26 protein-coding genes are annotated in these 25,294 nt (G+C 28.0%); 24 read left to right on the top strand and 2 right to left on the bottom strand.

Annotated features, from left to right (window positions below; translation table 11 throughout):
- The first annotated feature begins 19 nt into the window (after positions 1 to 19).
- The 21 genes from EXC62_RS07850 to EXC62_RS07750 all read left to right on the top strand — a co-directional run bounded on the left by EXC62_RS07850 (position 20) and on the right by EXC62_RS07750 (position 21,093).
- Positions 20 to 268 (top strand): KH domain-containing protein, encoded by a 249-nt coding sequence (locus tag EXC62_RS07850; RefSeq protein WP_026390224.1) that lies wholly within the window; start codon positions 20 to 22, stop codon positions 266 to 268.
- A gap of 5 nt (positions 269 to 273) precedes the next feature.
- Positions 274 to 753: a ribosome maturation factor RimM gene (gene rimM / locus EXC62_RS07845; protein WP_035375618.1), complete on the top strand. Its 480-nt coding sequence runs from the start codon at positions 274 to 276 to the stop codon at positions 751 to 753.
- A complete protein-coding gene (gene trmD / locus EXC62_RS07840; RefSeq protein ID WP_026390223.1) occupies positions 750 to 1,463 on the top strand; it encodes a tRNA (guanosine(37)-N1)-methyltransferase TrmD in 714 nt (237 codons plus the stop codon). Before rimM ends, trmD begins: the two co-directional genes overlap by 4 nt.
- Before the next feature lie 67 nt (positions 1,464 to 1,530).
- Positions 1,531 to 1,887, top strand: a complete 357-nt coding sequence (gene rplS / locus EXC62_RS07835) for a 50S ribosomal protein L19 (RefSeq protein WP_026390222.1) — start codon at positions 1,531 to 1,533, stop codon at positions 1,885 to 1,887.
- Positions 1,888 to 2,320: 433 nt separating this feature from the next.
- Positions 2,321 to 3,325: a LacI family DNA-binding transcriptional regulator gene (locus EXC62_RS07830; RefSeq protein ID WP_026390221.1), complete on the top strand. Its 1,005-nt coding sequence runs from the start codon at positions 2,321 to 2,323 to the stop codon at positions 3,323 to 3,325.
- Between the two features lie 217 nt (positions 3,326 to 3,542).
- A complete protein-coding gene (tyrS, locus tag EXC62_RS07825; RefSeq protein ID WP_026390220.1) occupies positions 3,543 to 4,784 on the top strand; it encodes a tyrosine--tRNA ligase in 1,242 nt (413 codons plus the stop codon).
- An 8-nt stretch (positions 4,785 to 4,792) separates the two neighbouring features.
- Entirely contained in the window at positions 4,793 to 5,632 is an 840-nt protein-coding gene (locus tag EXC62_RS07820) for a diacylglycerol/lipid kinase family protein (protein WP_026390219.1), read from the top strand.
- A gap of 255 nt (positions 5,633 to 5,887) precedes the next feature.
- Positions 5,888 to 7,600, top strand: a complete 1,713-nt coding sequence (locus EXC62_RS07815; protein ID WP_026390218.1) for an ATP-binding cassette domain-containing protein — start codon at positions 5,888 to 5,890, stop codon at positions 7,598 to 7,600.
- A complete protein-coding gene (locus tag EXC62_RS07810) occupies positions 7,587 to 9,194 on the top strand; it encodes an amino acid ABC transporter ATP-binding/permease protein (RefSeq protein ID WP_162140131.1) in 1,608 nt (535 codons plus the stop codon). Before EXC62_RS07815 ends, EXC62_RS07810 begins: the two co-directional genes overlap by 14 nt.
- Entirely contained in the window at positions 9,191 to 9,706 is a 516-nt protein-coding gene (locus tag EXC62_RS07805) for a flavodoxin family protein (protein WP_026390216.1), read from the top strand. The genes EXC62_RS07810 and EXC62_RS07805 overlap by 4 nt, the downstream gene beginning before the upstream one ends.
- Positions 9,696 to 10,691, top strand: a complete 996-nt coding sequence (locus EXC62_RS07800) for a FecCD family ABC transporter permease (RefSeq protein WP_026390215.1) — start codon at positions 9,696 to 9,698, stop codon at positions 10,689 to 10,691. The genes EXC62_RS07805 and EXC62_RS07800 overlap by 11 nt, the downstream gene beginning before the upstream one ends.
- On the top strand, positions 10,681 to 11,481 hold the full coding sequence (locus EXC62_RS07795) for an ABC transporter ATP-binding protein (protein WP_162140130.1): 801 nt from the start codon (positions 10,681 to 10,683) through the stop codon (positions 11,479 to 11,481). Before EXC62_RS07800 ends, EXC62_RS07795 begins: the two co-directional genes overlap by 11 nt.
- Positions 11,478 to 12,485 carry an ABC transporter substrate-binding protein gene (locus EXC62_RS07790; protein WP_026390214.1) on the top strand — a complete coding sequence of 336 codons (1,008 nt, stop codon included), beginning with the start codon at positions 11,478 to 11,480 and terminating at the stop codon, positions 12,483 to 12,485. The genes EXC62_RS07795 and EXC62_RS07790 overlap by 4 nt, the downstream gene beginning before the upstream one ends.
- Before the next feature lie 80 nt (positions 12,486 to 12,565).
- Positions 12,566 to 12,937 carry a hypothetical protein gene (locus tag EXC62_RS07785; RefSeq protein ID WP_026390213.1) on the top strand — a complete coding sequence of 124 codons (372 nt, stop codon included), beginning with the start codon at positions 12,566 to 12,568 and terminating at the stop codon, positions 12,935 to 12,937.
- Between the two features lie 123 nt (positions 12,938 to 13,060).
- A protein-coding gene (locus EXC62_RS07780; protein ID WP_232034278.1) for an IS3 family transposase occupies positions 13,061 to 14,424 on the top strand; the annotation gives its coding sequence in 2 pieces (ribosomal slippage) (positions 13,061 to 13,436 and positions 13,436 to 14,424; 1,365 coding nt in all).
- Positions 14,425 to 14,580: 156 nt separating this feature from the next.
- The gene (gene guaB, locus EXC62_RS07775; protein WP_035375882.1) at positions 14,581 to 15,708 is read left to right on the top strand and encodes an IMP dehydrogenase; all 1,128 of its coding nucleotides are present in this window, start codon (positions 14,581 to 14,583) and stop codon (positions 15,706 to 15,708) included.
- On the top strand, positions 15,698 to 17,224 hold the full coding sequence (gene guaA / locus EXC62_RS07770; protein ID WP_026391013.1) for a glutamine-hydrolyzing GMP synthase: 1,527 nt from the start codon (positions 15,698 to 15,700) through the stop codon (positions 17,222 to 17,224). Before guaB ends, guaA begins: the two co-directional genes overlap by 11 nt.
- 269 nt (positions 17,225 to 17,493) lie before the next feature.
- A complete protein-coding gene (locus tag EXC62_RS07765) occupies positions 17,494 to 18,240 on the top strand; it encodes a hypothetical protein (protein WP_026391014.1) in 747 nt (248 codons plus the stop codon).
- Between the two features lie 21 nt (positions 18,241 to 18,261).
- Positions 18,262 to 19,077, top strand: a complete 816-nt coding sequence (locus EXC62_RS07760; RefSeq protein WP_026391015.1) for a hypothetical protein — start codon at positions 18,262 to 18,264, stop codon at positions 19,075 to 19,077.
- Between the two features lies 1 nt (position 19,078).
- The gene (locus EXC62_RS07755) at positions 19,079 to 19,879 is read left to right on the top strand and encodes an efflux RND transporter periplasmic adaptor subunit (RefSeq protein ID WP_026391016.1); all 801 of its coding nucleotides are present in this window, start codon (positions 19,079 to 19,081) and stop codon (positions 19,877 to 19,879) included.
- On the top strand, positions 19,879 to 21,093 hold the full coding sequence (locus EXC62_RS07750; protein WP_026391017.1) for an ABC transporter permease: 1,215 nt from the start codon (positions 19,879 to 19,881) through the stop codon (positions 21,091 to 21,093). The genes EXC62_RS07755 and EXC62_RS07750 overlap by 1 nt, the downstream gene beginning before the upstream one ends.
- Positions 21,094 to 21,193: 100 nt before the next feature.
- Here EXC62_RS07750 and EXC62_RS07745 read toward each other — a convergent pair whose 3' ends face one another.
- The gene (locus tag EXC62_RS07745) at positions 21,194 to 22,360 is read right to left on the bottom strand and encodes an IS110 family RNA-guided transposase (protein ID WP_026391051.1); all 1,167 of its coding nucleotides are present in this window, start codon (positions 22,358 to 22,360) and stop codon (positions 21,194 to 21,196) included.
- 302 nt (positions 22,361 to 22,662) lie between these two features.
- On the opposite strand from EXC62_RS07745, the gene EXC62_RS07740 reads away from it, so the two are divergent.
- From EXC62_RS07740 to EXC62_RS07730, 3 genes are all read left to right on the top strand, one after another.
- Positions 22,663 to 23,277: an ABC transporter ATP-binding protein gene (locus EXC62_RS07740; RefSeq protein ID WP_162140286.1), complete on the top strand. Its 615-nt coding sequence runs from the start codon at positions 22,663 to 22,665 to the stop codon at positions 23,275 to 23,277.
- Between the two features lie 131 nt (positions 23,278 to 23,408).
- Positions 23,409 to 23,612 (top strand): cold-shock protein, encoded by a 204-nt coding sequence (locus EXC62_RS07735; protein ID WP_026390932.1) that lies wholly within the window; start codon positions 23,409 to 23,411, stop codon positions 23,610 to 23,612.
- Between the two features lie 134 nt (positions 23,613 to 23,746).
- Entirely contained in the window at positions 23,747 to 24,079 is a 333-nt protein-coding gene (locus EXC62_RS07730) for a VOC family protein (protein ID WP_035375842.1), read from the top strand.
- A gap of 22 nt (positions 24,080 to 24,101) precedes the next feature.
- Here the strand turns inward: EXC62_RS07730 and trpS are convergent, their stop codons facing one another.
- Positions 24,102 to 25,100 carry a tryptophan--tRNA ligase gene (gene trpS, locus EXC62_RS07725; RefSeq protein ID WP_026390930.1) on the bottom strand — a complete coding sequence of 333 codons (999 nt, stop codon included), beginning with the start codon at positions 25,098 to 25,100 and terminating at the stop codon, positions 24,102 to 24,104.
- Positions 25,101 to 25,294 lie beyond the last annotated feature (194 nt).

Below are 25,294 nucleotides of genomic sequence, written 5' to 3'. Positions count from 1 at the left end.
TTGAGAGGGGGAAACAAAAGTGGCAGTTAATTTTGAAAATCTTCTCAAAAGTATTATTAAGCCATTGGTAACTAACCCTGACGATGTTGTTGTTAAAATATTATCAGAAGATAGTGAAACTGTTTCAATATCAGTAATAGTTCATAGTGATGACTTAGGTCGAGTAATTGGAAAAGGTGGAAGAATTGCTTCTGCTATTAGAACAATTGTTTATGCAGGCGCTGCTAAAGAAAATAAACGCGTGCAAATAGACATAGACTCATATTAAGTATTATGTTTGAAATAGGGAAAATTGCAACAACCCATGGAATTAAGGGAGAAGTTAAAATTAATAGTTTAAGTGACTTTGAACGTTTTAAAAAGAATGATAAAGTCTTTATTATGTACAATAATGAAAGAATTGATCTAACTGTTGAACAATCAAGAGGTCATAAAAATGTGTTAATTGTTAAGTTTAAAGAATATAACAACATTAATGAAGTCCTTGATTTTAAAGGACAGCTAGTTTATAGTGAAACACGTGGAAAACTAGGAAAGAATGAGTTTTATCACGAAACATTAATTGGATTAGAAGTATTCACTGATAAAGATGAATATTTAGGACCTGTTAATGATGTTGTTGAGCTTCCACATGGACATTTGTTGGAAATTACTTCTAATGAAAAAAAACTTTTAATTCCTTTTGTTAAAGAATTTATTGTTTCTATAAGTGATGATAAAATAATCATTAAACCAATTGAGGGATTAATATGATTATTGATATTATTACAATTTTTCCAAACTTTTTTAATCAGTTTTTAGAAACATCAATTATTAAAAGAGCTAGAGAAAATCAAAAAGTAGAAATAAATATTCATGACTTAAGAGAATATAGTGAATCGAAGCATAACCAAGTTGATGATACCCCATATGGTGGTGGAGTTGGTATGGTAATGATGTTTCCACCATTCTATCGAGCAATTAAAAGTTTAAAAAAAGAAAATACAAAAGTTATATTTTTAACACCACAAGGAAAAGTATTTAATCAAAATGATGCAGTTTTATTATCAGATTTTAAACATTTGATTTTATTATGTGGACATTATGAAGGATTAGATGCTAGAGTATTAGAACTAGTCGATATGGAAATTTCAATTGGAGATTATGTTTTAACTGGTGGTGAAATACCAGCAATGATTGTTGTTGATGCAGTAACAAGACTATTGCCTGGGGTTATTATGGAAGAATCACATCAAACTGATTCATTAAGTAATGATAGATTAAAATATCCTCAATATACTAAACCAGAAGAGTTTGAAGGATATAAAGTTCCTGATGTGTTGTTATCAGGTCATCATAAAAACATTGATGAATATCGTAAACTAATGAGTTTAAAAACAACAATTGATAAAAGACCAGATTTAATTGAAAAAACTCCTTTAACAAAAGAAGAGTTAAAAATATTAAATAAAGGAATTAAATAATAAATAAAAAGGCCATGATCCGCTGGTTACAACTTACTAAGAACATGGGATAGAAAGAGGAAAAAAAATGTCAAAGTTAAAAGGAAATGACTTACTTAATAAAGTAACAGAATCTTATTTAAAAGAAGTTCCTGCATTTCAAGCTGGGGACAATGTCCAAGTAAATGTTAAAATTAAAGAAGGAAATAGAGAAAGAATCCAAATGTTTGAAGGTTTAGTAATTAAACGTCAAGGTGGAGGAATTTCTGAAACATTTACAGTGCGTAAAGTATCATATGGTGTTGGGGTAGAAAGAACTTTCCCAGTACATGCACCAATTATTGAAAGTATTGTTGTAACAAGACGTGGTAAAGTAAGAAGAGCTAAATTAAACTATATTAGAACTCTTTCAGCTAAAGCTTCACGTATTAAAGAAAAGCGATAATAACTATAAATCCCTTAGATATCTAGGGGATTTTTTAATTAATAAGATATAATGTTTCATGATCGTATAGAAGTACTACTATCACAATTGAAATTATGATTTAAGTATATAATTAAGAAAACAGGAATAAAAAGCATCATTAATATCATAATTTGATAAATAAATAATTATTAGTAATGAATTTACAATAGAAGATATCAAAGGAATCTATGATGTAATTGTTGGGATTTTCAAAAATCATTTAAAAATGATGTAACATATATGAAAACTTTTCTATATGAAAGGGAAATTAAATTATAGAATTAGGCTTTATAAAAGTAAAAAACTAATGAAAACGCATCCTTGAAAACAAATAATGAAAGATAAAATGAAAACTCTTGAAGCAGTTTTCTTTTTATGGTAAAATAGCATAAACAGACAGTGAGGTGGTTATATGAGTAGTAATGCAACAATTTATGATGTTGCCGGAGCAGCTGGCGTTAGTTTAGCTACTGTTTCACGTGTATTGAACAATCCAGAAAAAGTAAAAAAAGAAACCAGAGATCGAGTATTAAAGGTCATCGAAGAATTAGGATATCGTCCTAACGTAATCGCTAGAGGACTTGCTAGTCGTAGAACAACAACAGTTGGAGCTATTGTGTCTGATATGACAAGAGCGTCAATTGCTGAAATGCTTGCAGGTATTAGTGATATTGCCGCTAAATATAAATACTCAATTAAACTTTTTACAATTGGAGCAGATAAAGATTTAACAGATGCATTACAAGATATTGTTGCTGAACAAGTTGATGGTGTATTGTATCTAAATGATGAATTAATGGAAGAAGATGTTAAGAAAGTAAAAGATATCTTTAACTACAACAACATACCATTTGTTTTTTCAAATGTTTTTTCACATGATCCCACTGTACCAGCTGTAAGTATTGATTATGAAAAAGCTGGATATGAAATTACAAAATTAATGATTGATGATACACATAAAAATATATATATGTTAACAACAGCAAGAAGATATTCTGTTAACGAATTAAAAGAAAAAGGATATTCAAAAGCAATGGAAGAAGCTGGACTTGAACCACATATCTTTAGAACTAGTGGAGATACAAAAATTAATCGTCCACACTTTGAAACATTCTTCCACGATAAAGTTGTTGATGGAGCAATTGGGGTAAGAGACTCTATTGCTGTATCATTCATGAATAGTGCGATTGAACATGGTAAAAAAGTACCAGTTGATTTATATGTTGCTGGATTCCAAAATACTAAATATGCAGAATTATCAAGACCAAGAATGACATCAATTGATGTTCCAGTTTATGATATTGGAGCTACTTCAATGCGTTTACTTACTAAGATGATGCAAAAAGAAAAAGTTGATGAAATTAAATTAGTTTTACCACATCGAATTATCGAGCGTGAAACAACAAAAAATAGATAGATCATTGAAGTATTATAAGTAGAAAATAGAAAACCTAACAAAGAGATCTTAAGAGGGTGTAACTTAAGAAGAAAACTATTTTTGAAATACAAATATGGAGATCAATAACATTTGAGTGCTAGAGTAATCTGGAACTAAGGTGGTACCGCGTATTTTAATACGTCCTTAGATTTTTTAAGGGCGTTTTTATTTTTATATATAAAAAAGGAGAAATATTATGAGTTTATATGAAGAACTTAAATGGCGTGATTTAATAAAAGATGTTAGCAATGAAGAACAGGCAAAAAAGCTATTGGATAATGAGAAAGTTAGATTTTATTGTGGATTTGATCCAACAGGAGAATCATTAACTGTCGGGCATTTAGTTCAAGTAGTAAGAATGAAATTACTTGCTGATCATGGACATACACCAGTAGTTCTAATTGGTGGAGCAACGGGCTTAATAGGTGATCCAAGATCAACCTCAGAACGACAATTATTAACACTTGAACAATCACTTAAAAATGCTGAATTAATAAAAAAACAAATTAGTAGTTTTTTAGATCCAAAGAAAACAATTTATGTAAATAATAATGATTGGATTAAAGAAATTGATATGATTACTTTTTTACGTGATTATGGTAAAAACTTTAATCTAAACTATATGCTATCGAAAGAAACTGTTCAATCAAGATTAGCAACAGGAATTTCATATACTGAATTTTCATATATGTTAATCCAAGCAATTGACTTTTTACATTTGTTTGAAAAAGAAAATGTTAAAATTCAATTTGGTGGTTCAGACCAATGGGGAAATATCACAACAGGTTTAGAATTAATTAGAAAAACTCATGGTGATACTGATGCTGTTGGTTTATCATCACCATTACTTTTAAAAGCAGATGGTACAAAATTTGGTAAGAGTGAAAGTGGTGCATTATGGATTGATAGTGAACTTACTACCCCATACGAAATATATCAATATTTCTTAAATACATCTGATGATGATATTTCAAGATATTTAAGAACTTTAACTTTATTATCAAAAGAAGAAATTTTAGAACTTGAAAGACAAGCAAAAGAAGAGCCAGAAAAAAGAGTTGCTCAAAAAAGACTTGCCGAAGAAGTAGTTTTATTTATGCACGGAAAAGATGCACTTCATGAATCTCAATTAGTAACTGATTCATTATTTACTGGTGAATTCTTAAAACTTCCTGAACATGCTTTTAAAACATTAGAAAAAACATTAGACTCAAGTGTTATTGAAAATGAAATTGATATTGTTGAAGCACTTAAAAAAGTTGGGCTTGCCTCATCAAATCGTGAAGTTAGAGAGTTTTTATCAAATGGTGCAGTAAGTGTTAATGGTGAGAAAATTACTGATCCAGAATTTAAAATAAATAAAGATAATAGTTTATTTAATAAGTATGCAATCTTAAAAAGAGGTAAGAAGAAAAACGGTCTTATCGTTATTAAGTAAGAAATCATATGGATATAATTTTATATAATCCGTTATCAAGAAACGGTAAAAATATTAAGCTTGTTAACAAACTTAAAAAGAAACTAAATAAAAAAGGTAGAATTGTTGATACCATAAATTTACTTGAAATTACGGATATTGAATTATTTGTAACAACAAATCAAAATATTGACAGATTTATCATTATTGGTGGAGATGGTACTCTAAATCGACTAGTTAATGGAATAAGGGGAATTGATATAAAGCCTGGAATATTCTTATATAAAGCTGGAACAGGAAATGACTTTATTAGAAGCTTGCCTGGAAGAAAAAAAGGATTGATTGATGTTAAAGATTATTTAAAGAAACTTCCTAAAGTTTCATTTAATAATCGAGAAATGTTATTCTTAAATGGTGTTGGGCTTGGACTTGATGGACTTGTCTGTCATAAAGTTAATAATTCTAAATATAAAAAGAACAAATTTAATTATTTTAGACATGCATTAGAAGCATTTAGAGAGTTTGTTCCACGTGTGAGTAAAGTTTTTATTGATGGATTAGAAATTCAAGTTGATAAAACATGGTTTGTTTCAGTGATGAATTCTAAATACTTTGGAGGAGGAATGAAGATTGCTCCAAAAGCCTCTAGATTAAATGATACTCTTGAAGTTGTTATTATAAAGAAGGTTCCTAAGTTTATTTTATTAACAATTTTCCCAACAATTTATTTAGGATGGCATACTAAGTTAAAAAAATATGTAAATATCTATAAAGGTAAAGAAGTAAAAGTTGTTTTTGATCAAGGTGTTATTATGCAAATTGATGGTGATGATTTTACTGATATTAAAGAGATAACGGCTATAAAATAGCGGAAGAACTTGAAAATAATCAAGTTCTTTTTTTCTATTTATAAATCTAATTATAATTATTCTAAATGGTATTGTATATTTAATTTATATAAAGTATAATATGAGCGTTTAAGAACGTTTCACACTATTTATAATTATTGTGGATAATAAATAAACTTTATATAATGACTTAGTCATTTTAACTATACAAAAACTTAATCAAAGGACTTTTAGCTGAAGCTAATATTTTTGCTTTGTCTAAAATAGGATAAATAAATGAAAAAAAGACTACTAAATGAACTGAAAAACAAGAAAGTCTTTGTTTATATAAATACAATTCTGCAAATATTAGATATGATATTACTAATTATAATAATTGGTTTTTTTGCGTATATATTAAATAAAACACTTGTTGAAAAAACAAATATTAAAACATATCTTTATCTTTTTATAATATGCTTAATAGTAATTAAAGCAATCAATATATATATTATTCAAAGATTAACTAATTATATATCAAAATTATTTGTAATAAATTTAAGAACAAGCATTTATCAAAAACTAACAAAAATTAGTGAGAAAGATTATGAAGTTTTATCCTCAACAAACTTTTTAATTTTATATAACGATGGTGTAATGAAACTAGCTAATTTCGTTTCAAAGAGTATTTCTTTAAACAACGCCAATATTAGTAACATTTTCATTTTTGTATTAACTGTTGGAATAATTAATTATAAGTTAGGATTAGTAGTTTTATTAGGAGCAATCTTAATCCCAATTGGAATGAATGTTGTTAGAAAAGCAGCTCAAAAAATAGTTGCAGACAAATGGAAATCATATGTTAATTTGAGTGAAAACTTTATGGACAATTTAAATGGACTTCAAACTTTAAAAATCTATCAAAGTGATGAATATAAAAATAATGAAATGAATTTATTAGCAGAAGATTTTAGAGTAAAGACAATGAAATCACTGGCTATAAGATTACATTCGATAACAATTATGGAAATAGTTACATATGTTGGAATGGGTCTTTCAATTATTTTTGCAATAATCTTCAATTTAAATAATGAGATAAATAGTTTAGAAACTATTTTTATGATTTTGATATCATTTGTTCTGTTTATTCCTGCAAGAGGACTTGGAACTTATGCACATTCATATCGTAGTGCTAAAATGCTATCTAAAAGGATTTATAAGATTATTGATTTAAAGGATGAAAAAATAAAAAATATTTATTTGAATGAAAAAATAAGCAAAGTTGAATTTATAGACGTTTTTGCTGGATATGAAAAAGAGATTGATGTTTTAAAAAATATTAATATGAAGTTTACTGACAACGGGTTATATGGAATTTTAGGGATATCTGGTAGTGGAAAATCATCAGCGTTAAAAACTCTTTTACAAAGACTTGAGTATAAGGGAGAAATATTAATTAATGGAATTGATATAAAAACTTTAAATGTCATAGAATTGAATGAAAGAATTATTAGTGTTTCAAGCAGTGATTTTCTTTTTAAAGCAACAATTAAAGAGAATCTATTATATGCAAAAGCAAATGCTACTGATGAAGAACTTATTAAAACATTAGAAAAAGTTAAATTAGATTTTCCTTTAGATTTGAAAATCGATAGTAATGGATCAAATATTTCAGTTGGACAAAGACAGCGCCTAATTCTTGCAAGAGCATTATTATATGATGCGGATTTATATTTATTAGATGAGATATTATCTGGTGTTGATTATGATAATGAAAAAATAATAATGAATGTTATTAATGAACTAGCAAAAACGAAAATAGTTATTTGTATTACACATAGATTAACAAGCATTGAAAATGCAAAACATATTTACTATTTGAGTGATGGAAATATTAAAGAATCAGGTACCCATTTAGAACTTTATAATTCTAGACAAGAGTATTATCAACTATATCTTGTTCAAAATCATTATGTAACTTACGGAGGAAATGAAAATGAAAACATTTAAAACTGTCGTAAGATTATTAAGACTTGTTAAACCACTGATTATTGAATTGATGGTTGCTGTTATAACAGGAGTATTAGGGTTTGTTTGTGTTAGTTTAATTGCATATTTTGGTGCTACTATGTTTGTAAATAAAAAAATTGATAACACACTTATTCTAATAATTATTGCTTTGGGAGTTTTAAAAGGTATTTTTAAGTATTTAGAACAATGGTTTAATCATTATATTGCTTTTAAAGTTTTAGCACATATTAGGGACATTATCATTAAAACTTTAAGAAGACTTGCTCCCGCAAAACTAGATAATAAAGATAAGGGTGATTTAATTGCAAATATTACCTCAGACGTTGAAATACTTGAAGCCTTTTATGCACATACAATTTCACCAATAATGATTGCTTTTATATATTCTACTTTAGTTGTTATATTTATAAGTTTATGTAGTTTATATATAGCAGGTATATTACTATTATCATATTTTATTATTGGTATTATTTTTCCTGTAGCAAACTACAAGTTAAGCGAAAAATTAGGAAGTAGAATTAAGGAAGAGGAAGCAGTTTTAAAGAATATAACGATCGAGAATTTTGATGGTTTAAAAGATATAAAACAATTTAAAATTCAAAATGAAAAAACAATAAAAATGAATTACCAAAGTGAAAAGCTTGAAAGTTTAAGAAAAAAAGAAAAACATCATATTGGAATAATGCATGGTTTAATAGTAGTGGTTGAACTTTTAACAATTTTTTTAATCATTATGATAAGCATTAAAACTAATATCGAGTATAAGATAGTAATACCGATAATTGCATTATCATTAACATCATTTAAAGCAGTTATTAATGTTGCAAATGTTGCCGGAATCTTAGTTCATTCATTTGCAAGTGGAAAAAGAATTTTAGAACTAGTTGATGAGAAGCCGGCTATAGAAGATGTTGTTAACGAAAATGATGTTCAGTTTAAAAAAATAGAGATTAAAAAACTTGAATTTAAATATCAAGAAAAAAACATTTTAAAAAACTTAAATTTAAGTATTAAGGATAAAGATTTCATTGGAATATGTGGAGAGTCGGGAAGTGGCAAATCAACTTTATTAAGATTGTTAATGAGATTCTATGATCCAAGTTTTGGAGAAATCTTAATTGATGATTTAAACTTAAAGAATATAAATACATCTTCGTTAAGAATAAATCAAAGTTTAGTAACACAAGAAACATATTTATTTAAAACAACTATTAAAGAAAATATTAAAATTGCTAATTTAAATGCTACCGATGAAGAGATAATTAATGCATGTAAGAAAGCTTCAATCCATGATACGATTATGAAGTTTAATAAAGGATATGAAACTATAATTACTAATAACATTAATATTTCAAGTGGTGAGGCGCAGAGAATTGGGCTTGCAAGAGCTTTTGTAAGTAAATCGAATCTTGTTCTCTTAGATGAACCAACAGCAAACCTTGATGCCTTAAACGAGGGAATTATTTTAGAATCAATTAAAGAGAATGATCGAACAATAATTATGGTTTCACATAGAAGAAAAAGTTTAAGTATTTGTAATAAGATTATTGAAATCAAAGGAGAAGAAATATGAAAATAGCTTTAATATATTCAAGTTTAACTGGAAATACAGAAAAAGTAGCAAAAGCTATTTTTGATTCTTTACCTGGTGAAAAAGCCTTATTTAGAAATAAAAAAGATAATTATAACTTAGATGATTTCGATATTATAATTATTGGATATTGGTGTCGAAGAACGTTTATGGATCCGCTTAGTATAGATTTGGTTAAAAAAATCAAAGGTAAAAAGGTTGCAGCATTTGGGACAGCAGGAATGTATCCAGATAGTAAATATGGGGAGTTATGTCGAGAAAGAGTTAGAAATATAATTGAAGAAGAAAATGAGTTTATTGGTGATTTTTTATGTCAAGGAAAGATTCCGGAAGAAAGAACAAATAAACGGCTAAATCTTCCGAAAGATGATCCACATTATTTAGATGAAGAAGGATTAAAAAGACATATTGAATCTAGGAAACATCCTAATAATGAAGATTTTATTGCTGCCCAAGAAGCATTTAGAAAGATAATTAGTAATCATGTCAAATAAGAAAAAAGGTATTATCCTTTGCATATTATTTTTTGTTTTAATAATTGTCTTTTTAGTAAGTATTAAAGTGGGCGCAGTTAAATACAGCTTTAAAGAAATAATTTATTATATAACACATAATACGAAAGATAATAATCGTGCAATTATTTATAATGTTAGATTACCGAGAGTTTTATTGTCAATGCTAGTTGGAATTACACTTGCACTTGCGGGAATAATTTTGCAAGGAGTAATGAGAAATTCGATGGCTTCAGCATCAACAATTGGAGTCACATCAGGTGCAAACTTTGCAGGATACTTATTTTTGGTTGCATTACCAATGTACTCAAGTTTTCTAACAATTTCTACATTTGTTGGTGGTTTTGTTACAACACTTTTAATATATTTACTTGCATATAAAAATGGTTCATCACCGATAAAAATTATTTTAGCTGGTATGGGTGTTACTGCACTTTTAAATGCTTTTGCAGATTTAATTAAAGTTTTCTTTCCTGAAAATCTCGCTGGAGCAACAAGTTTTTTAGTTGGTGGATTAACTGGAGTAACATGGCAAAGTTTTTTTACTGTGTTACCTTACGCTATTATTGGAATATTTCTAGTTATTTTTATACCAACAAAAATGAATATTCTTGCACTTGGAGATGAAACTGCTCAAGGATTAGGATTAAATACAAACAGATTCAGATTGTTTCTAATCGTTTTAGCTTCATTACTTGCTTCTAGTACAGTAAGTGTTGTAGGACTAATTGGATTTATTGGGATTGTTGTTCCACATATAGCTAGAATTCTTGTTGGTAATGATCATAAGTATTTATTTCCAGCAACAATTCTCTTAGGAGCAATTATTGTTTCTATCTGCGATACAATAGGAAGAGTTATTATTCTTCCAGCAGAGCTTCCCGTGAGTATTATTATGGCAGTTTTAGGTGCACCAGTATTCTTATTATTGTTAAGAGGTAAGAAGGAGGTAACAGATGTCGCTTAGGTTAAATAATTTGAAAATATCTTATGAAAAATATAATGTTATTGATGATGTGTCAATTAAGATAAATAAAGGAGATATTGTCTCAATTATTGGCAGAAATGGTTGTGGAAAGTCAACGGTATTAAAAACGATAATTAATTTATTAGAATTAGATAGTGGTTTTGTTGAATTTGATAAGACAGATGTTAGAAAATATAAAAGAAAAGACTTAGCCAAAAAGATTGCTTTTTTGTCACAACAAAAACTTTCGTATCCAGATTTAACTGTTGAAACCTTAGTTTCTTATGGTAGATATCCACATTTAAAGTTTGGAAAATTTTTGAATAGTAATGATAAAAAGATTATTGATGAATCCTTAAAAAAAACAGGAGTATATCATTTAAAAGATAAATCAATTAAAAAATTATCGGGAGGAGAACGACAAAGAGCATGGATTGCAATGGCAATTTGTCAGGAACCTGAAATATTAATTCTTGATGAACCAACTACATATTTAGATGTAGCATATCAAATTGAAGTTTTAGATTTAATAAAAGAATTAAATGAAACACTTGGAATGACAATAGTTATGGTATTACATGATATAAATTTAGCATCAAGATATTCTAAAACAATCTATGCAATTAAAGATAAAAAAGTTTTTGCATGTGGAACTCCGAATATGATTGTGTGTCCACGAGTTTTAGAAGAGGTTTTTACTATTAATGGTGATTTTTATGTGGATGAAGAAAATAAATGTCCGTTCTTTATTCCTAAGAAAAGCAAAAATAAAAAGGAGGAAATAAAATGAAAAAAATATTTATATTTTCTGTTTTACTAATATCAGCATTAGTTTTAACATCATGTAAAGCAGAAAAAAAAGATAAAGATATTCAATTGGCAATTGACCAAATTGAAAAAGAGGCAAATGAAGTTGTTATTAACGAGGATAGTGTAACATTTACAGATGCAGATGGTAAGAGTCAAACAATAACTAAGAAACCAACAAGAGTGATTAGTGTATATAACTCATATACAAATCTTTGGTATGAAGCGGGTGGAAAAATTGTTGGGCGTATTGAATCAGAAACGGAACTAAACGAAGATGCAATTAAAGATGGATCTCTAAATTTGGTTGGTAAAACAAATACGACAGTTAGTCCAGAGTTATTACTTAATGCAAATCCTGATTTAGTAATATTGAGTTCAAGTAAACAAGGTAAAGATTTGATTCCTCAATTGGAACAAAATAATATTAAATATATTTCAATGGAATATAATGGGCTTGGAGATTATTTGAAGTTTTTAAAAGTTTTTTCATTCTTGAATGAAACAGATAATTATGATAAAACAGGTAAAAAAATTATTGAAAATATTGCTAGTATAATTTCAAAAGTACCAAAAGAAAATAATCCAAAAGCTTTACTAGTTTTTGGAACAACAAAAACATTGAAAGCATATCTTTCAAGTACTGCTAATGGTGAGATGCTTAAATATTTAGGTGTTACAAATATTGGTGATTCATGGACTAAAGAATCAGTAACATCAATAGATATTAATGAAGAATATGTTATGTCTATTGATCCAGAGTTTATTTTTGTTCAATCAATGAGTGATGAGGCTAAAGTTAAAGAATTATTTGAAAAAACGTATAATGAAAAATGGGCTTCACTACAAGCGATTGCTAATAAGAAAGTAATCTTCTTAGAAAGAGATTGGTATCATTATAAACCAAACAATGAATATGATAAAGCATTTTTAAAATTAGCAAAAATAATTTATCCAACAATATTTGAAAACTTCGAATTAAAATAGTTGTTCAGTTATTTTAGATATATTGATTTTATTATCTATTTATAATATACTTAAATAAAAGATACAAGGAGAATTTAAAAATGAAGAAGAAAATTATTTTTGGAACAATTATGAGTATTATATTTATTTTATCTATCATTCTTAGTATTCAATTAAATGGAAAAGATTATTTTGGAGAATTCAAAGATGAAAGTCCACAAGTACCAATCCAAATTATTTCTTGGGTTGTTGGTGTTTTTGTAACATTTTATTTGGTATTTAGAAAGAAAGATATCAATAAAATTGCATTAACTGGAATTCTAACAGCATTATTAATTTTGTATCCACTAGGGATTAGAAGACTTTATGAATTAGCAGATAGTTATGATTTTTTATATACGATATTTGCAGGAATAATTTTAATTGGTTATGCAGTTTTCATTGTAAATAAACAACTAAATATTGAAGAATAATGATTTAAAATGTTGGCATATTAAAATGTACCCTATAAAACGGACTCCTTAAAAAAAGGATACTCTAGTTTTATAGGGTATTTTTGTTTGGTATAATAAGAATATATGAAAGCAGGTGAACAAATGGGAATACATTACTTTACGGAAGAGCAGGTAAAAGAACTTAAACAGAATCCTAATGTTAAAAGTGTAAGTATAAAAGGAATTACATACCACAAGCACTTTAAGAATCATTTTTTGATTGAACATGCAAAAGGTAAACTACCACGTCAGATATTTATTGAAGCAGGTTTTGATGATGAAGTTTTAGGTGAATCAAGAATAAATAATTCATCGAATAGATGGCGTAAACAATCCAAACGTTTAGAAGGGTTAAATGATACGAGACAAAGAAATTTAGGTAGACCAAAGACTAAACACTTAACCAAAGATGAAATCATTGAAAGACAACGATTAGAGATTGAGTATTTAAAACAGGAACGAGAACTATTATTGGAACTGGAAAGGCTAGAAAGGTTGGCGATCAAAAAGGAAAAGTTAAGCCCAGGGAAAAATATGAAATCATCAAAAGATTAAGGAATAATAAGAAATGGAAAATATCAATTGACGAGATGGTAAAAATAGCAGGTGTATCAAAAAGCGGCTACTATAGTTATTTAAGTGATAGTGAGACTAGACAAACTAGAACTTTTAATGATGAAGAAGCATTTGAATTCATTATGTCAGCATATAGATATAAAGGTTTCAATAAAGGGGCTAGAATGATTAAAATGACTTTAGAAGACCAATTTAATATCATTATGAACATTAAGAAAATCCGTAGACTGATGAAAAAGTTTGGACTTTTTTGTCCGATTAGAAAAGCTAACCCATATAGACGAATGGCGAAAGCTTTAAAAACAAGTCATGTCGCTCCTAATAAATTAGAACGAAAATTTAAAGAAGGTAATCCTAATCAAATTCTTCTTACTGATATTACATATTTGACATACGACTTGAATAAACGTGCTTATCTATCAGCGATTAAAGATGGAGTAACCAATGAAATACATGCCTATCAAGTATCAAAATCATTAGATATCAAATTTGTTGAAGATACCATGAAAGATTTGGATAAAATTGAGTTAGCATCAGACGCATTAATTAATTCTGATCAAGGAAGTCATTATACATCTTTATCATTTCAACGCATGATAAAAGAGTTAAACTTGGAACAATCCATGTCAAGGCGTGGTAACTGCTGGGACAACGCACCGATCGAATCGTTCTTTGGTCACATGAAAGATGAAATTAATTTAATAGATTGTAAGACTTTTGAAGAAGTTAAAGAGGCTATTGATAAATATATTGATTATTATAATAATCACCGCTATCAATGGAATCTTAAACGTATGACACCTAAAAATTATGGTGATATGTTCAGAAATAAAAACAAAAAAGATGGCCTCTCCTTAGAAGTTAAGCCATCTCTAATAGCGTTACATTAACAATGCAGATACTTTTTTTTATTTAGTCCTTGACTTGGGGTACACATTATATTGCTGACATTTTTTTTAATTGTAAATTAACTCGAAATTTCCTTGAAAGAAAATTCAAGGTATGATAGAATAGCAACAATTATATATACAGAAAGGGTAATTAAAATGAACGAAAAAGTCTTAAAAGAGGGTTATACATTTGATGATTTATTGTTAGTTCCATCATTTTCGAAAGTAGTTCCAATTAATGTAGAACTATCAACAAAACTAACTAAAAAGATAAAACTTAATGTACCAGTTTTATCAGCAGCAATGGATACAGTAACTGAGGCCAATATGGCAATTGCTTTAGCGGAACTTGGAGGACTTGGAATTGTTCATAAAAATTTAAGTATTTTAGAACAAAGTAATGAAATAAGAAAAGTCAAAAGCATAAAAGGTAAAAACAAAGAAGCAACAATTGATTCAAATGGGTTTTTAAGAGTAGGGGCAGCTGTTGGTGTAAGTGATAACACTTTAGAAAGAGTCGATGCTTTAGTAGCGGCAAACGTCGATATAATCGCTGTTGATAGTGCACATGGTCACTCATATGGAGTAATCGAAAAAATTAAGGAAATCAAAAGCAAATATCCAGAATTAGATATTATTGGTGGCAATATTGTTACCGCACAGGCGGCAATTGATTTAATATATGCTGGAGCTACATGTTTAAAAGTTGGTGTAGGCCCAGGATCAATATGCACGACAAGAGTTGTTGCTGGAGTTGGTGTTCCACAACTTACGGCAATTAATGATGTATATCAAGTTGCCAGACAATATGAAATCGGAATTATTGCTGATGGTGGCATTAAGATTTCAGGTGATATTCCAAAAGCATTAGCAGCGGGTGCTGATTGTGTAATGTTAGGAAGCTTGCTTGCAGGAACTTTAGAGTCTCCAGGAGAAGTATACGAACTAAACGGAAAAAAAGTAAAAGCATATGTTGGTATGGGATCACTAAGTGCTATGCAAAGAGGGTCAAGTGATAGATATTTCCAAGGTGGAGTAAAAGAATTGAAAAAACTAGTTCCTGAAGGTATTGAAGCAACCGTCCCATATAAAGGATCAATTAGTGATGTAATCTATCAGATGATGGGTGGACTTAGATCTGGTATGGGATATTGTGGCTGTAAAACAATTGAAGAGATGAAGAGGGATGCACGATTTATTGAAATTACACAAGCTGGATTAAAAGAAAGTCATCCACATGATGTCTCTAATATTAAGGAGGCGCCAAATTATAATGGTAAATAAAATATTAGTTTTAGATTTTGGAAGCCAATATAATCAATTAATCGTTAGAAGAATTAGAGAACTTGGTGTTTATAGTGAATTAGTTTCACATGAAATATCGATTGAAGAAATAAAAAAAGATAAATCTATTAAGGGTTTAGTCTTATCAGGTGGACCACACTCTGTTTATGATGAAGATAGTTATAAAATTGATAAAGAGATTTTTGATTTAGGATTACCCATTTTAGGGATTTGTTATGGAATGCAGTTAATGACTAAATTATTAGGAGGAAGTGTTAGTAAGAGTTTAAAGAAAGAATACGGACTAACAACAATTCAAACTAAAGGAAGTAGTTTAACTATAGACTTGCCAAGTGAATTTATTGTTTGGATGAGTCATGGGGATAGTGTAACTAGAGTACCAAATGATTTTAAAATAACAGCATCAAGTAAATTAACAGAAGTTGTTATGATGGAACATATTAGTAAACCATTTTTTGGTATTCAATTCCATGTTGAAGTAGAACACACAAATCATGGAAGAGAAATACTAGGATTATTTTTAAATCAATGTGATGTAGAAAGAAACTGGTCTATGGAATCGTTTATTGTTGAACAAACAAAAAAAATCAAAGAAACAGTTAAAAACGATAAAGTCATACTAGCATTATCTGGTGGTGTTGATAGTAGTGTGGTTGCTGCTCTTTTAAATCATGCAATTAAAGATCAATTAACTTGTATATTCGTTGATCATGGATTACTTAGAAAAGGTGAACGTGAGAGTGTTGAAAAAGTTTTTAAAGATGAATTTAAGATTAACTTAATAACTGTGGATGCTAAAAAAAGATTTTTAGAAAAACTTAAAAATATTAGTGATCCAGAAATAAAACGAAAAATTATTGGAAATGAGTTTATACGTGTCTTTGAAGAAGAAACAAATAAACTTAATGATGCAAAATTTTTAGCTCAAGGAACTCTATATACCGATATAATTGAATCAGGAACAAAACATGCAGAAACAATAAAATCACATCATAATGTTGGTGGTTTACCAGAAGATATTAAATTTAAATTAATCGAACCATTAAATACCCTTTTTAAAGATGAAGTAAGAGATTTAGGTAGAAAATTAGGTTTATCAAATGAAATTGTTGATAGACAACCATTTCCAGGTCCAGGACTAGCAATTCGAATATTAGGTGATATTACCGATGAAAAAATAAAAGTAGTTCAAGAAAGTGATTATATATTAAGAGAAGAATTTAAAAATCATGGACTAGATAAAAAAATATGGCAATACTTTACAGTTTTAACACCACTTAAAACAGTTGGAGTTAAAGGTGATAAAAGAGCTTATGAAAATGTATTAGCAATTAGAGCTGTAACATCAATTGATGGTATGACTGCAGATTTTGCTGATATTCCATATAATGTCTTACAAATAGTTTCAACAAGAATAATTAATGAAGTTGATGGTGTAGGAAGAGTAGTCTATGATATAACTTCAAAACCACCAGGAACAATTGAATGGGAGTAAAGATAATAAAAGTGATGTTATTCAAATAAACATCATTTTTTATTTTTAGCGTTTCAAAATTATTTTAAATTGACAAAAATTTCACTTTATTGACAAAAAAATAGTTTTATTATAAAATGTATTTATAGATTACTAAGATACAATTAAAATTTAGGGGGGATAAAATACAGTTAAAAATAAAATAATATTTTATGATTATTTTCTTTTGGCCGTTATAACGGTAGTACGAATTGTTAGAGTGTTACTTAGGTAATATGGAGGAAAGAAAAATGAAAAAAATAGTATTAGTTATAGTGTTGACGTTTAGTGGATTTTTATTAAGTCAAGTTAAAGTGAACGCATCTGAACTTTATAGTGAAAAGACTTATTTGGATGCTTTTTATAGAGAAGAATATTATGCGAAAGCATATGGATTGAGTGCCTACTTCTATGAAGGTGATACATATTATACGCCTAGTTTATTAAAGCGAAGTATTTATTTTCCACAAAGATATAAAAAACTTAAAGTATATAGACATAGAAAAGCAAATGGAGTGATTACAATAGCCTCGTGGCAACAAGAGCAGATTACTCCTTGGGTTGATTTTGTGCCAGGCGCTTCAATTAGTTCTACCATTGGTCAAAGTATTAGTTTTTCTACTACTATATCAGTAACAGGTGGTTTTGAAGTTGATCTTATAAAAGAAATATTATCAGTTTCATTTTCCGCAACTTTGGAAACAACATATGGTGAAGAGTTTCATCGAGAACATGGGATTGTTGCTGATTATAATTTTGCTCGGAATGTCTTAGGGGAAGATGTATCGTATACAGATTATGCAATTGCATTTAATCAAGCGATGGGAAAATATTCAACACTTAACTATGAAGGTAAGCAAGTTTCACATGGTTTCAATATTTTTAAAAGCGCAGAAACTGCGATTCAAGAATGGAAATTTGTTGCAAAAACTGACTTAGTAGTTCCATTAGAAGGCATGGAATATGCAAAATACACTGTTATAGGGAAAAACTTTTAAAAGTTTGGGGGATTTTAATATATGAAAGTAAAGATATTTCTGATTATTAATCTATTTTTAATGACTTTTTTGTTGTTTGGGTGTGAAAAAAATAAAAAAGTTAATATTCTAATTGTTCCACATCAAATAAACATGAAGGCTTATTCATATAACACGAATCTAAAATTGACTTTTATTGTTAATGAGAATTTGAAAAAAATTGATGAGTTAGAAGTAAAACTTTCAGATAAAAGTGACGGAAGTATAGAAGAAGTAGTATTGGAAGAATATTATATACAAGAAGAGTATAAAAAATTTGGGATTCTAATATTAGGGATTAATATGAGAGGTGTTCAAGGCGATTTATATATTGAAAAAGTAGATTTTAATTTTAATGGTAAAAAGTCTTCTTTTGATACAAATGTTAGAATTCAGGCAGAAGTTCAAAAACAACTTCATATTTATGCTGGCCAAGAAGGCGGAAATGTAGTTGATTATGGATTTACTGTTAATGGGTATAGTCAAAGTTTAAAAAGTAATATGACAATTAATGCTGATAAAATATACTTTGAAGGAAATGGAACTTTTGATTTAAACAAGTATATTGAAGAGATACGAATAGATAATAGTAGATTTATAAATAAAATTAATATCCATAATGGTGATGTTTTTTATTTAGAAATAAGAGTGAAAGATACGATACCTAAAAATGTTATTCTAATTGATCAAATTGTTTTTGATTATGAAGATATTGAAAGCGGAGAAAAAGATTATGGGTATGTAATGGTACATTTGGTTCTATCAAATAGTACAACATGCGCAAAACTTTTAATTGATTCAATTGTAGGGGGAAAGTAAAATGAAAAAAGGCTATATAATAAGTATAATCGTTTTGTTATCATTGATGCTCATTCTACAATTAATACCACTTATTTTTAAAAAAGATGAAAAAGATTTTAAATTACCTGAATTAGAAGATAATATTAGCACATATGATGAACTTACAACAATTATAAGAACTAATTTTACAGATGATATAGAATTAATAGGCAATATAATTCCATATAAAACAGAAAAGATATTTGTTGAGGATCATAATTTATCTATTAATGATTATCTTTATGGAGAAGATGAACTTTTAATAATAAACAACCTTGAAGGTATTTATAAGGTCATTTCAATACAAAAGAAAGATAATGTTTTTGAAATAGAAATCGTATCATTAACTGATTTAAAAATAGAATTTTATATTAAACAAGAAAATGTAGATGACTTAAAGATAGGAAAAGAACTAACATATTCCTTTAATGAAAAGATGTATCACTCAATAATAGAAAATATTGAACCGGAAATTAAAAATGGGTTGATAAGAGTTCAAGCAAATATAGATGAGAACAATAAGAATATATTAAGTGGTAGTATTGTAAATGTTAAAATAAATAAAAGAACAAAAGCAAATGTATTATTAGTTAATAAACGCGCTGTTTATTATTTAAATGGGGTTGCATATGTTGACATCGTTAAAAAGACTGAGAATCGGGAAATAATTGAAAGAACGTCTGTGGTATTAGGACTTCAAAATAAAGTCTTTTTTGAAGTTTTGAATGGTTTAACTGAAGGTCAAAGAGCTGCAATTTATTATAATGGTATTTTAGAATAATGAAAAAATTTAAAAGAACGTATTTACCGATTTTTAGAAATGATCAGTTTAGAGTAATATTAACTATAGTAGGAATCACAGTTTCAGGAATACTCTTTTTGATAGGAATTATGATTTCAGACTCTATGAAGAATAAGTTTTTAAATGTAATAGATGAATTATCAGATACAACAATTGTCTATAACAATATTCAAAATAAGGACATAAATTATCTAAATAAAATTAATAATAACAAAAGTATCGTTCCTTTTGAATCAACAAGTATAAGAATAAATACTTATAGAGAAAAACAAAATTATGAAGTTAAAATTAGAATTATTGGTACAAATAATAATTTTGTTATGTCATATATACCGTATGAAGATGGAGTGCCTACATCGGTAGTTAAAGGTTTAGAGGGAAGAGTATGGTCCAGGGAAGAATCGGAACAAAACATGAATGTCATAGTTATTACAAGATATACATCAATGGTTTACTTTGGTGAATCTAATCCGATTGGGAAAAGAATTAATTTGACTGGATATGGATCTTATACGGTTGTTGGAGTGTTAAATGATTTAAAAGAATACTATGATAGTTATAGTAATGTAACATATAGAGATAATAAAAATATTACGCCTATGGCACATATATTTATGCCGATAAATACATATAAAAAGAGTGAGTTTAACTATATGGAAGGTGTAACAAAGCAACTAGTTCAAGATAATGAATTAGCAAGTTCAATAAAAGATTCTTTGGATAAAAGTTCATTTAAATCTAGATATGAGGATTCATATACAAGGATGAGTTTAATTGAACAGTATAATGAAAATCAAAGAAATACACAAGTTGTTTATACGATGGGATTTATAGGGTTAGTTTTATTTAGCATTGTGATTATAGTAAATACAATGTTATTTAGCATTAAAAGTAGAATGAATGAAATAGGAATTAGAATTACTTTGGGAGCTACAAAGTTTGATATTACCAAACAGTTCATTGTCGAAACATTGCTTTTAGCATGTATATCATTGATAATATCGATAACATTCATTTATTTAATAATAGCAGTTTTAAATATTGGATTTATTAAAAATATTACATTTGTTGTTTTTAGTAAGTCTTTAATAAAATATGTAATAGGATTCATTTTTGTTGTTGTATTTGCATCAATTATTCCAGCAAAATATGCATCAAAAATAAATGTTATCGATACATTAAGAATAAAGTAAGAGACTAACTATAGAAAGTAAAATGAAATGATAAATAAAATACAAAAAAACCTATAAATAGGCTCAGGTGTGAATATAAAGATAAATAATTAGCTACAAATTACTTAATCTTATTTAAATCAAATGGTGTTTTATTAATTTGAATGTGAAAAATAATGCGGATTAATTTTCTGCAAATATGTGTTAAAACCACTTTATGATGTTTACCTAATGTTTTCTTGTTATGATAGTAGTCATGAAATTGTGGAATGAATCTTAAACTTAAAAGAGCATAGTTATAAAGTTTCTTTCTAAGTAAAGAAGAACCTCGTTTAACAATTTTACCCTGATGTTCCTGTGTACCTGATTGACTAACACTAACATCTAATCCAGCATAAGCTATTATTTGTCCGGAATTAGTGAAACGATTGATATTACCGATTTCTGCATAAATAGAAGCGGCAGTGATTATTCCAATACCTGGAATAGTGTGAATTAAGGAATCGGTATCGTTGTACAAAATTGTTATTTGTTCATCTAATTGGTTTATAAGCTCTGTTAAATGATAATAGTTATCTACAATCATGGGAATCAAGGATTCATAGATTTTACTAGATATACCAACCGATACTTTAGCTAAATGTCTTAGATTAGAAAACCTAGGATAACTAAGTTTACCCATTGACATTTTCCTTAAAGTATCATAATGGTCATTATTAAGATTTGCAATCTTTTCCTTAGTTTTAAACTTTTTCAAGATATATAAAGGGGTTTTACCTAATATATTGTTAAAAAAAGGTTTAAATTCTGGGAATACCTTATCAAGGATGTTAGTGAGTCTTACTAACTCCCTGCTTCTAGACTCAAGATAATTTTCTCTTAGTCTAACTAATTCTTTTAAATCATTTTCATGATAAAATGATGTATGTAGGGTTTTGTAATCAAAGTGACCTAACATACTTGATATTAATTTAGCGTCAATTTTATCAGTTTTAGTCTTTCTTAACGAGGTAGCCTTCGAAAACTTATTCGTTAATTGAGGATTGAACTCTAAGTAGGTATATCCTAACTTAGATAAAAATGATTTTAAATTGATTCCGTAGTGTCCAGTTGATTCTAACCCTATTTTTATTTGGGTTTTATCACCTAGTGCTACTAACTCTTTTTTTAGAGTTTGGAATCCTTCATGGTCATTATTAAATGTAAATGACAAAACCGTATCGCCTGCATTAGTAGCTATAAAGCAGTCGTGTTTAAATTTTGAGATATCTATTCCTACATGGAACATAGATCTCGCCTCCTATTTATTTGGCGCGTAGTTTGCACGGGAATCCTATTTCTATATCCTTGTGATAAAACGTCGAAGCGTTAACTAACTAATTGATAGTAAAAATAGGAACCGTGGTAAGAGCCTCTAATGAACGTCAAAGCGTTATTTATATGAAACAAATCCACGGCGCCTTAGTTAAATTATAGTACAAAATTATGCGGAAGGAATGTATACTCACCGAATACTATAATTATAAATAGAGTATACAAGGTAATTATATGCTAAAGCTTCTAAATTGTATAAAATCTTATGGTAAAAAAATGATACTGAATGATGTATCTTTCGAGGCATATGAAGGCCAAACATATGCAATTATTGGTAAAAGCGGTTCTGGTAAATCAACGTTAATCAATATTCTAGCGACATTAGACAAGAATTATTCAGGAAAACTTTTCATATCTAATAAACAAGTAAACTATAATAACGATAAAGAAGTTTCAAAAATAAGAAATGAAGATCTTGGTTTTGTTTTTCAATCTTATCAATTAGTAGAAAAATATACAGTATTTGAGAATATGCTATTACCTACATTGTATTTGAAAGAAAGTAAAATAAATCATGAATTAATCATTGATGAAATATTGAAAGATTTAGACTTGTATGACTTGAAGAATAATAAAGTTAACGAACTATCTGGTGGTGAAATGCAAAGAGTAGCTATAGCAAGAGCAATAGTTAATAGTCCCAAAATAATAATTGCTGATGAGCCCACGGGTAACTTAGATGATTCAAATATGGAAAAAATTATGGAAATCTTTAATAGTATTAAAAAAAGAGGTGTAGCTGTTATCATAGTTACTCATGATATGAGAGTAGCTAATCTATGTGATAATCTTTACGAGATTTCTAATATGAAAATTAATAAAGTAAAATAAAGTTAGAATGTTATATAAAATGCTTCACATTACCAAAATAATGTGGTATAATCTCATTGAATAAGATTAAAACGCATTGTTAATAATACCTTATTAATTTTTGAGTACTTATTTAGAAGGAGGTATTATTAATGAATTCAGGAAAAGTAAAATTCTTTAATGCAGATAAAGGTTTCGGATTTATCGTTGTAGACGGTACTAATGAAGAAATTTTCGTGCATTTCTCAGGCATTGCTACTGATGGATACAAGACTCTTAATGAAGGTCAAGAAGTTTCATTTGACATCGTTAACGGACAACGTGGAAAACAAGCAAGCAATGTAAAACCATTATAATTAGAATATAAAGTGATTTAAAGCGGTGAATTAATTCATCGCTTTTTTCTTTTTATTATATATGTGTGTGTATTTAAATTGAAATATTATATAGTTTATAATCAAAAAAATGTAGATTAAAGGAGAAATGATGAATGTTTAAAAGAATTGACACGACTTTTATATTTGTTAGTGATATAAAGAAATCAGTAAAATGGTATCAAGAAATAATGAAATTAGAAATAGGCTTAGATTATCCAGGATATGTTGCATTTAAATTGGGTGAAACGTATTTGACATTAATAGAAAATCAAGATCAAATAAATGGAAAATATGCTTCATTTAATTTTTATGTTGAAGATGCTAAGAAAGTTCATAAATATTTAAAAGATAATAACGTTAAAGTTGATGAATTAAAACATGATGGAGTAGATTATTTTTCTTTTTATGATTTAGATGGAAATAGATTAGAAGTATGTTCATTTTAAAGAAAAAAGCACTTGGTGCTTTTTATTTTCTACCTAATCCGATTTTATTATAAACTTTTTTTAGTTTTCTTTCAGCAATTTTTTTGGCATTGTTACGTCCTTGATCTAAATAATCATCAAGTTCTTTTGAATTAATTATTTCGTTAAATCTTTTTTGAATTGGTGCTAACTCGTTTGCTACAACATCAGCTAAATCAGATTTAAATGTTCCGTAACTTTCATTTTCATATTTTTTCTCTAAATCTTTAATACTTAAACTAGATAAAGCAGAATAAATAGTTAATAGATTTGAAATACCAGGTTTATTTTCTTTATCAAAAATAATTCTTGTATCAGAATCTGTGACAGCAGACTTAATTTTATTTTTAATAACAGCTAAGTCATCTAAAATAAGAATATAATCTTTTGAGTTTGCTGTTGAGCTTTTACTCATTTTTGAAGTTGGATTTTGTAATCCCATGATTCTTGCTCCGGTTTTAGGAGTAAATCCTTCAGGCTCTTTAAAAGTTTCACCATAAAGATAGTTAAATCTATTTGCAGCAGTTCGTGTTATTTCTAAATGTTGCATCTGATCTTCACCAACTGGAACTAAATCAGCATCATATAACAAAATATCAGCAGCCATTAATGCTGGATAAGTAAGAAGTGAAGTTCTAATTCCTTCGGTTTGAGTTTGGCGTTTTTCTTTAAACTGAATCATTCGCTCCATTTCGCCAATGTATAGAGTTGATTCCATAATATAACCAAGTTCAGCGTGTTCAGAAACTTCAGACTGAATAAAGAGATTAACTCTATTTGGATCAAGTCCACATGCAATATATAATGCAGCGATTGTTTTAATGTTTTTTCTTAGTGTTTGTTTTTCTTGCGGTGTAGTTATTGCGTGAAGGTCAGCAATAAAAATATAAAATTCTGTGTCAGTAAGTTCGTTTTGTAAATTAACAAATTGTCTTAAAGCACCAATATAATTTCCTAGTGTCATCTCACCAGTTGGTTTAATTCCTGATACTAATCTTTTCATTTAAATCATCCTTTCATTTTAAAATAAAAAAGTCCTTAGAAAATATCTAAGGACGAAAAATTCGCGGTACCACCTTAGTTCTAGAATAAATCTAGCACTCAAAGTATTAAGTTGTATGCTAAAGGGCCCAAATCTTTTTTGATATTTAATAGGCTTACACTATCCCTATCTCGCTTGAAATATCTTTTAAAAAG

This window comes from Haploplasma axanthum (assembly GCF_900660745.1).
In the GTDB taxonomy this organism is placed as follows: Bacteria; Bacillota_I; Bacilli_A; order Acholeplasmatales; family Acholeplasmataceae; genus Haploplasma; species Haploplasma axanthum.
Note: the sequence above shows the minus strand (reverse complement) of the source record. Positions and strands in the feature narration are given on the sequence as shown.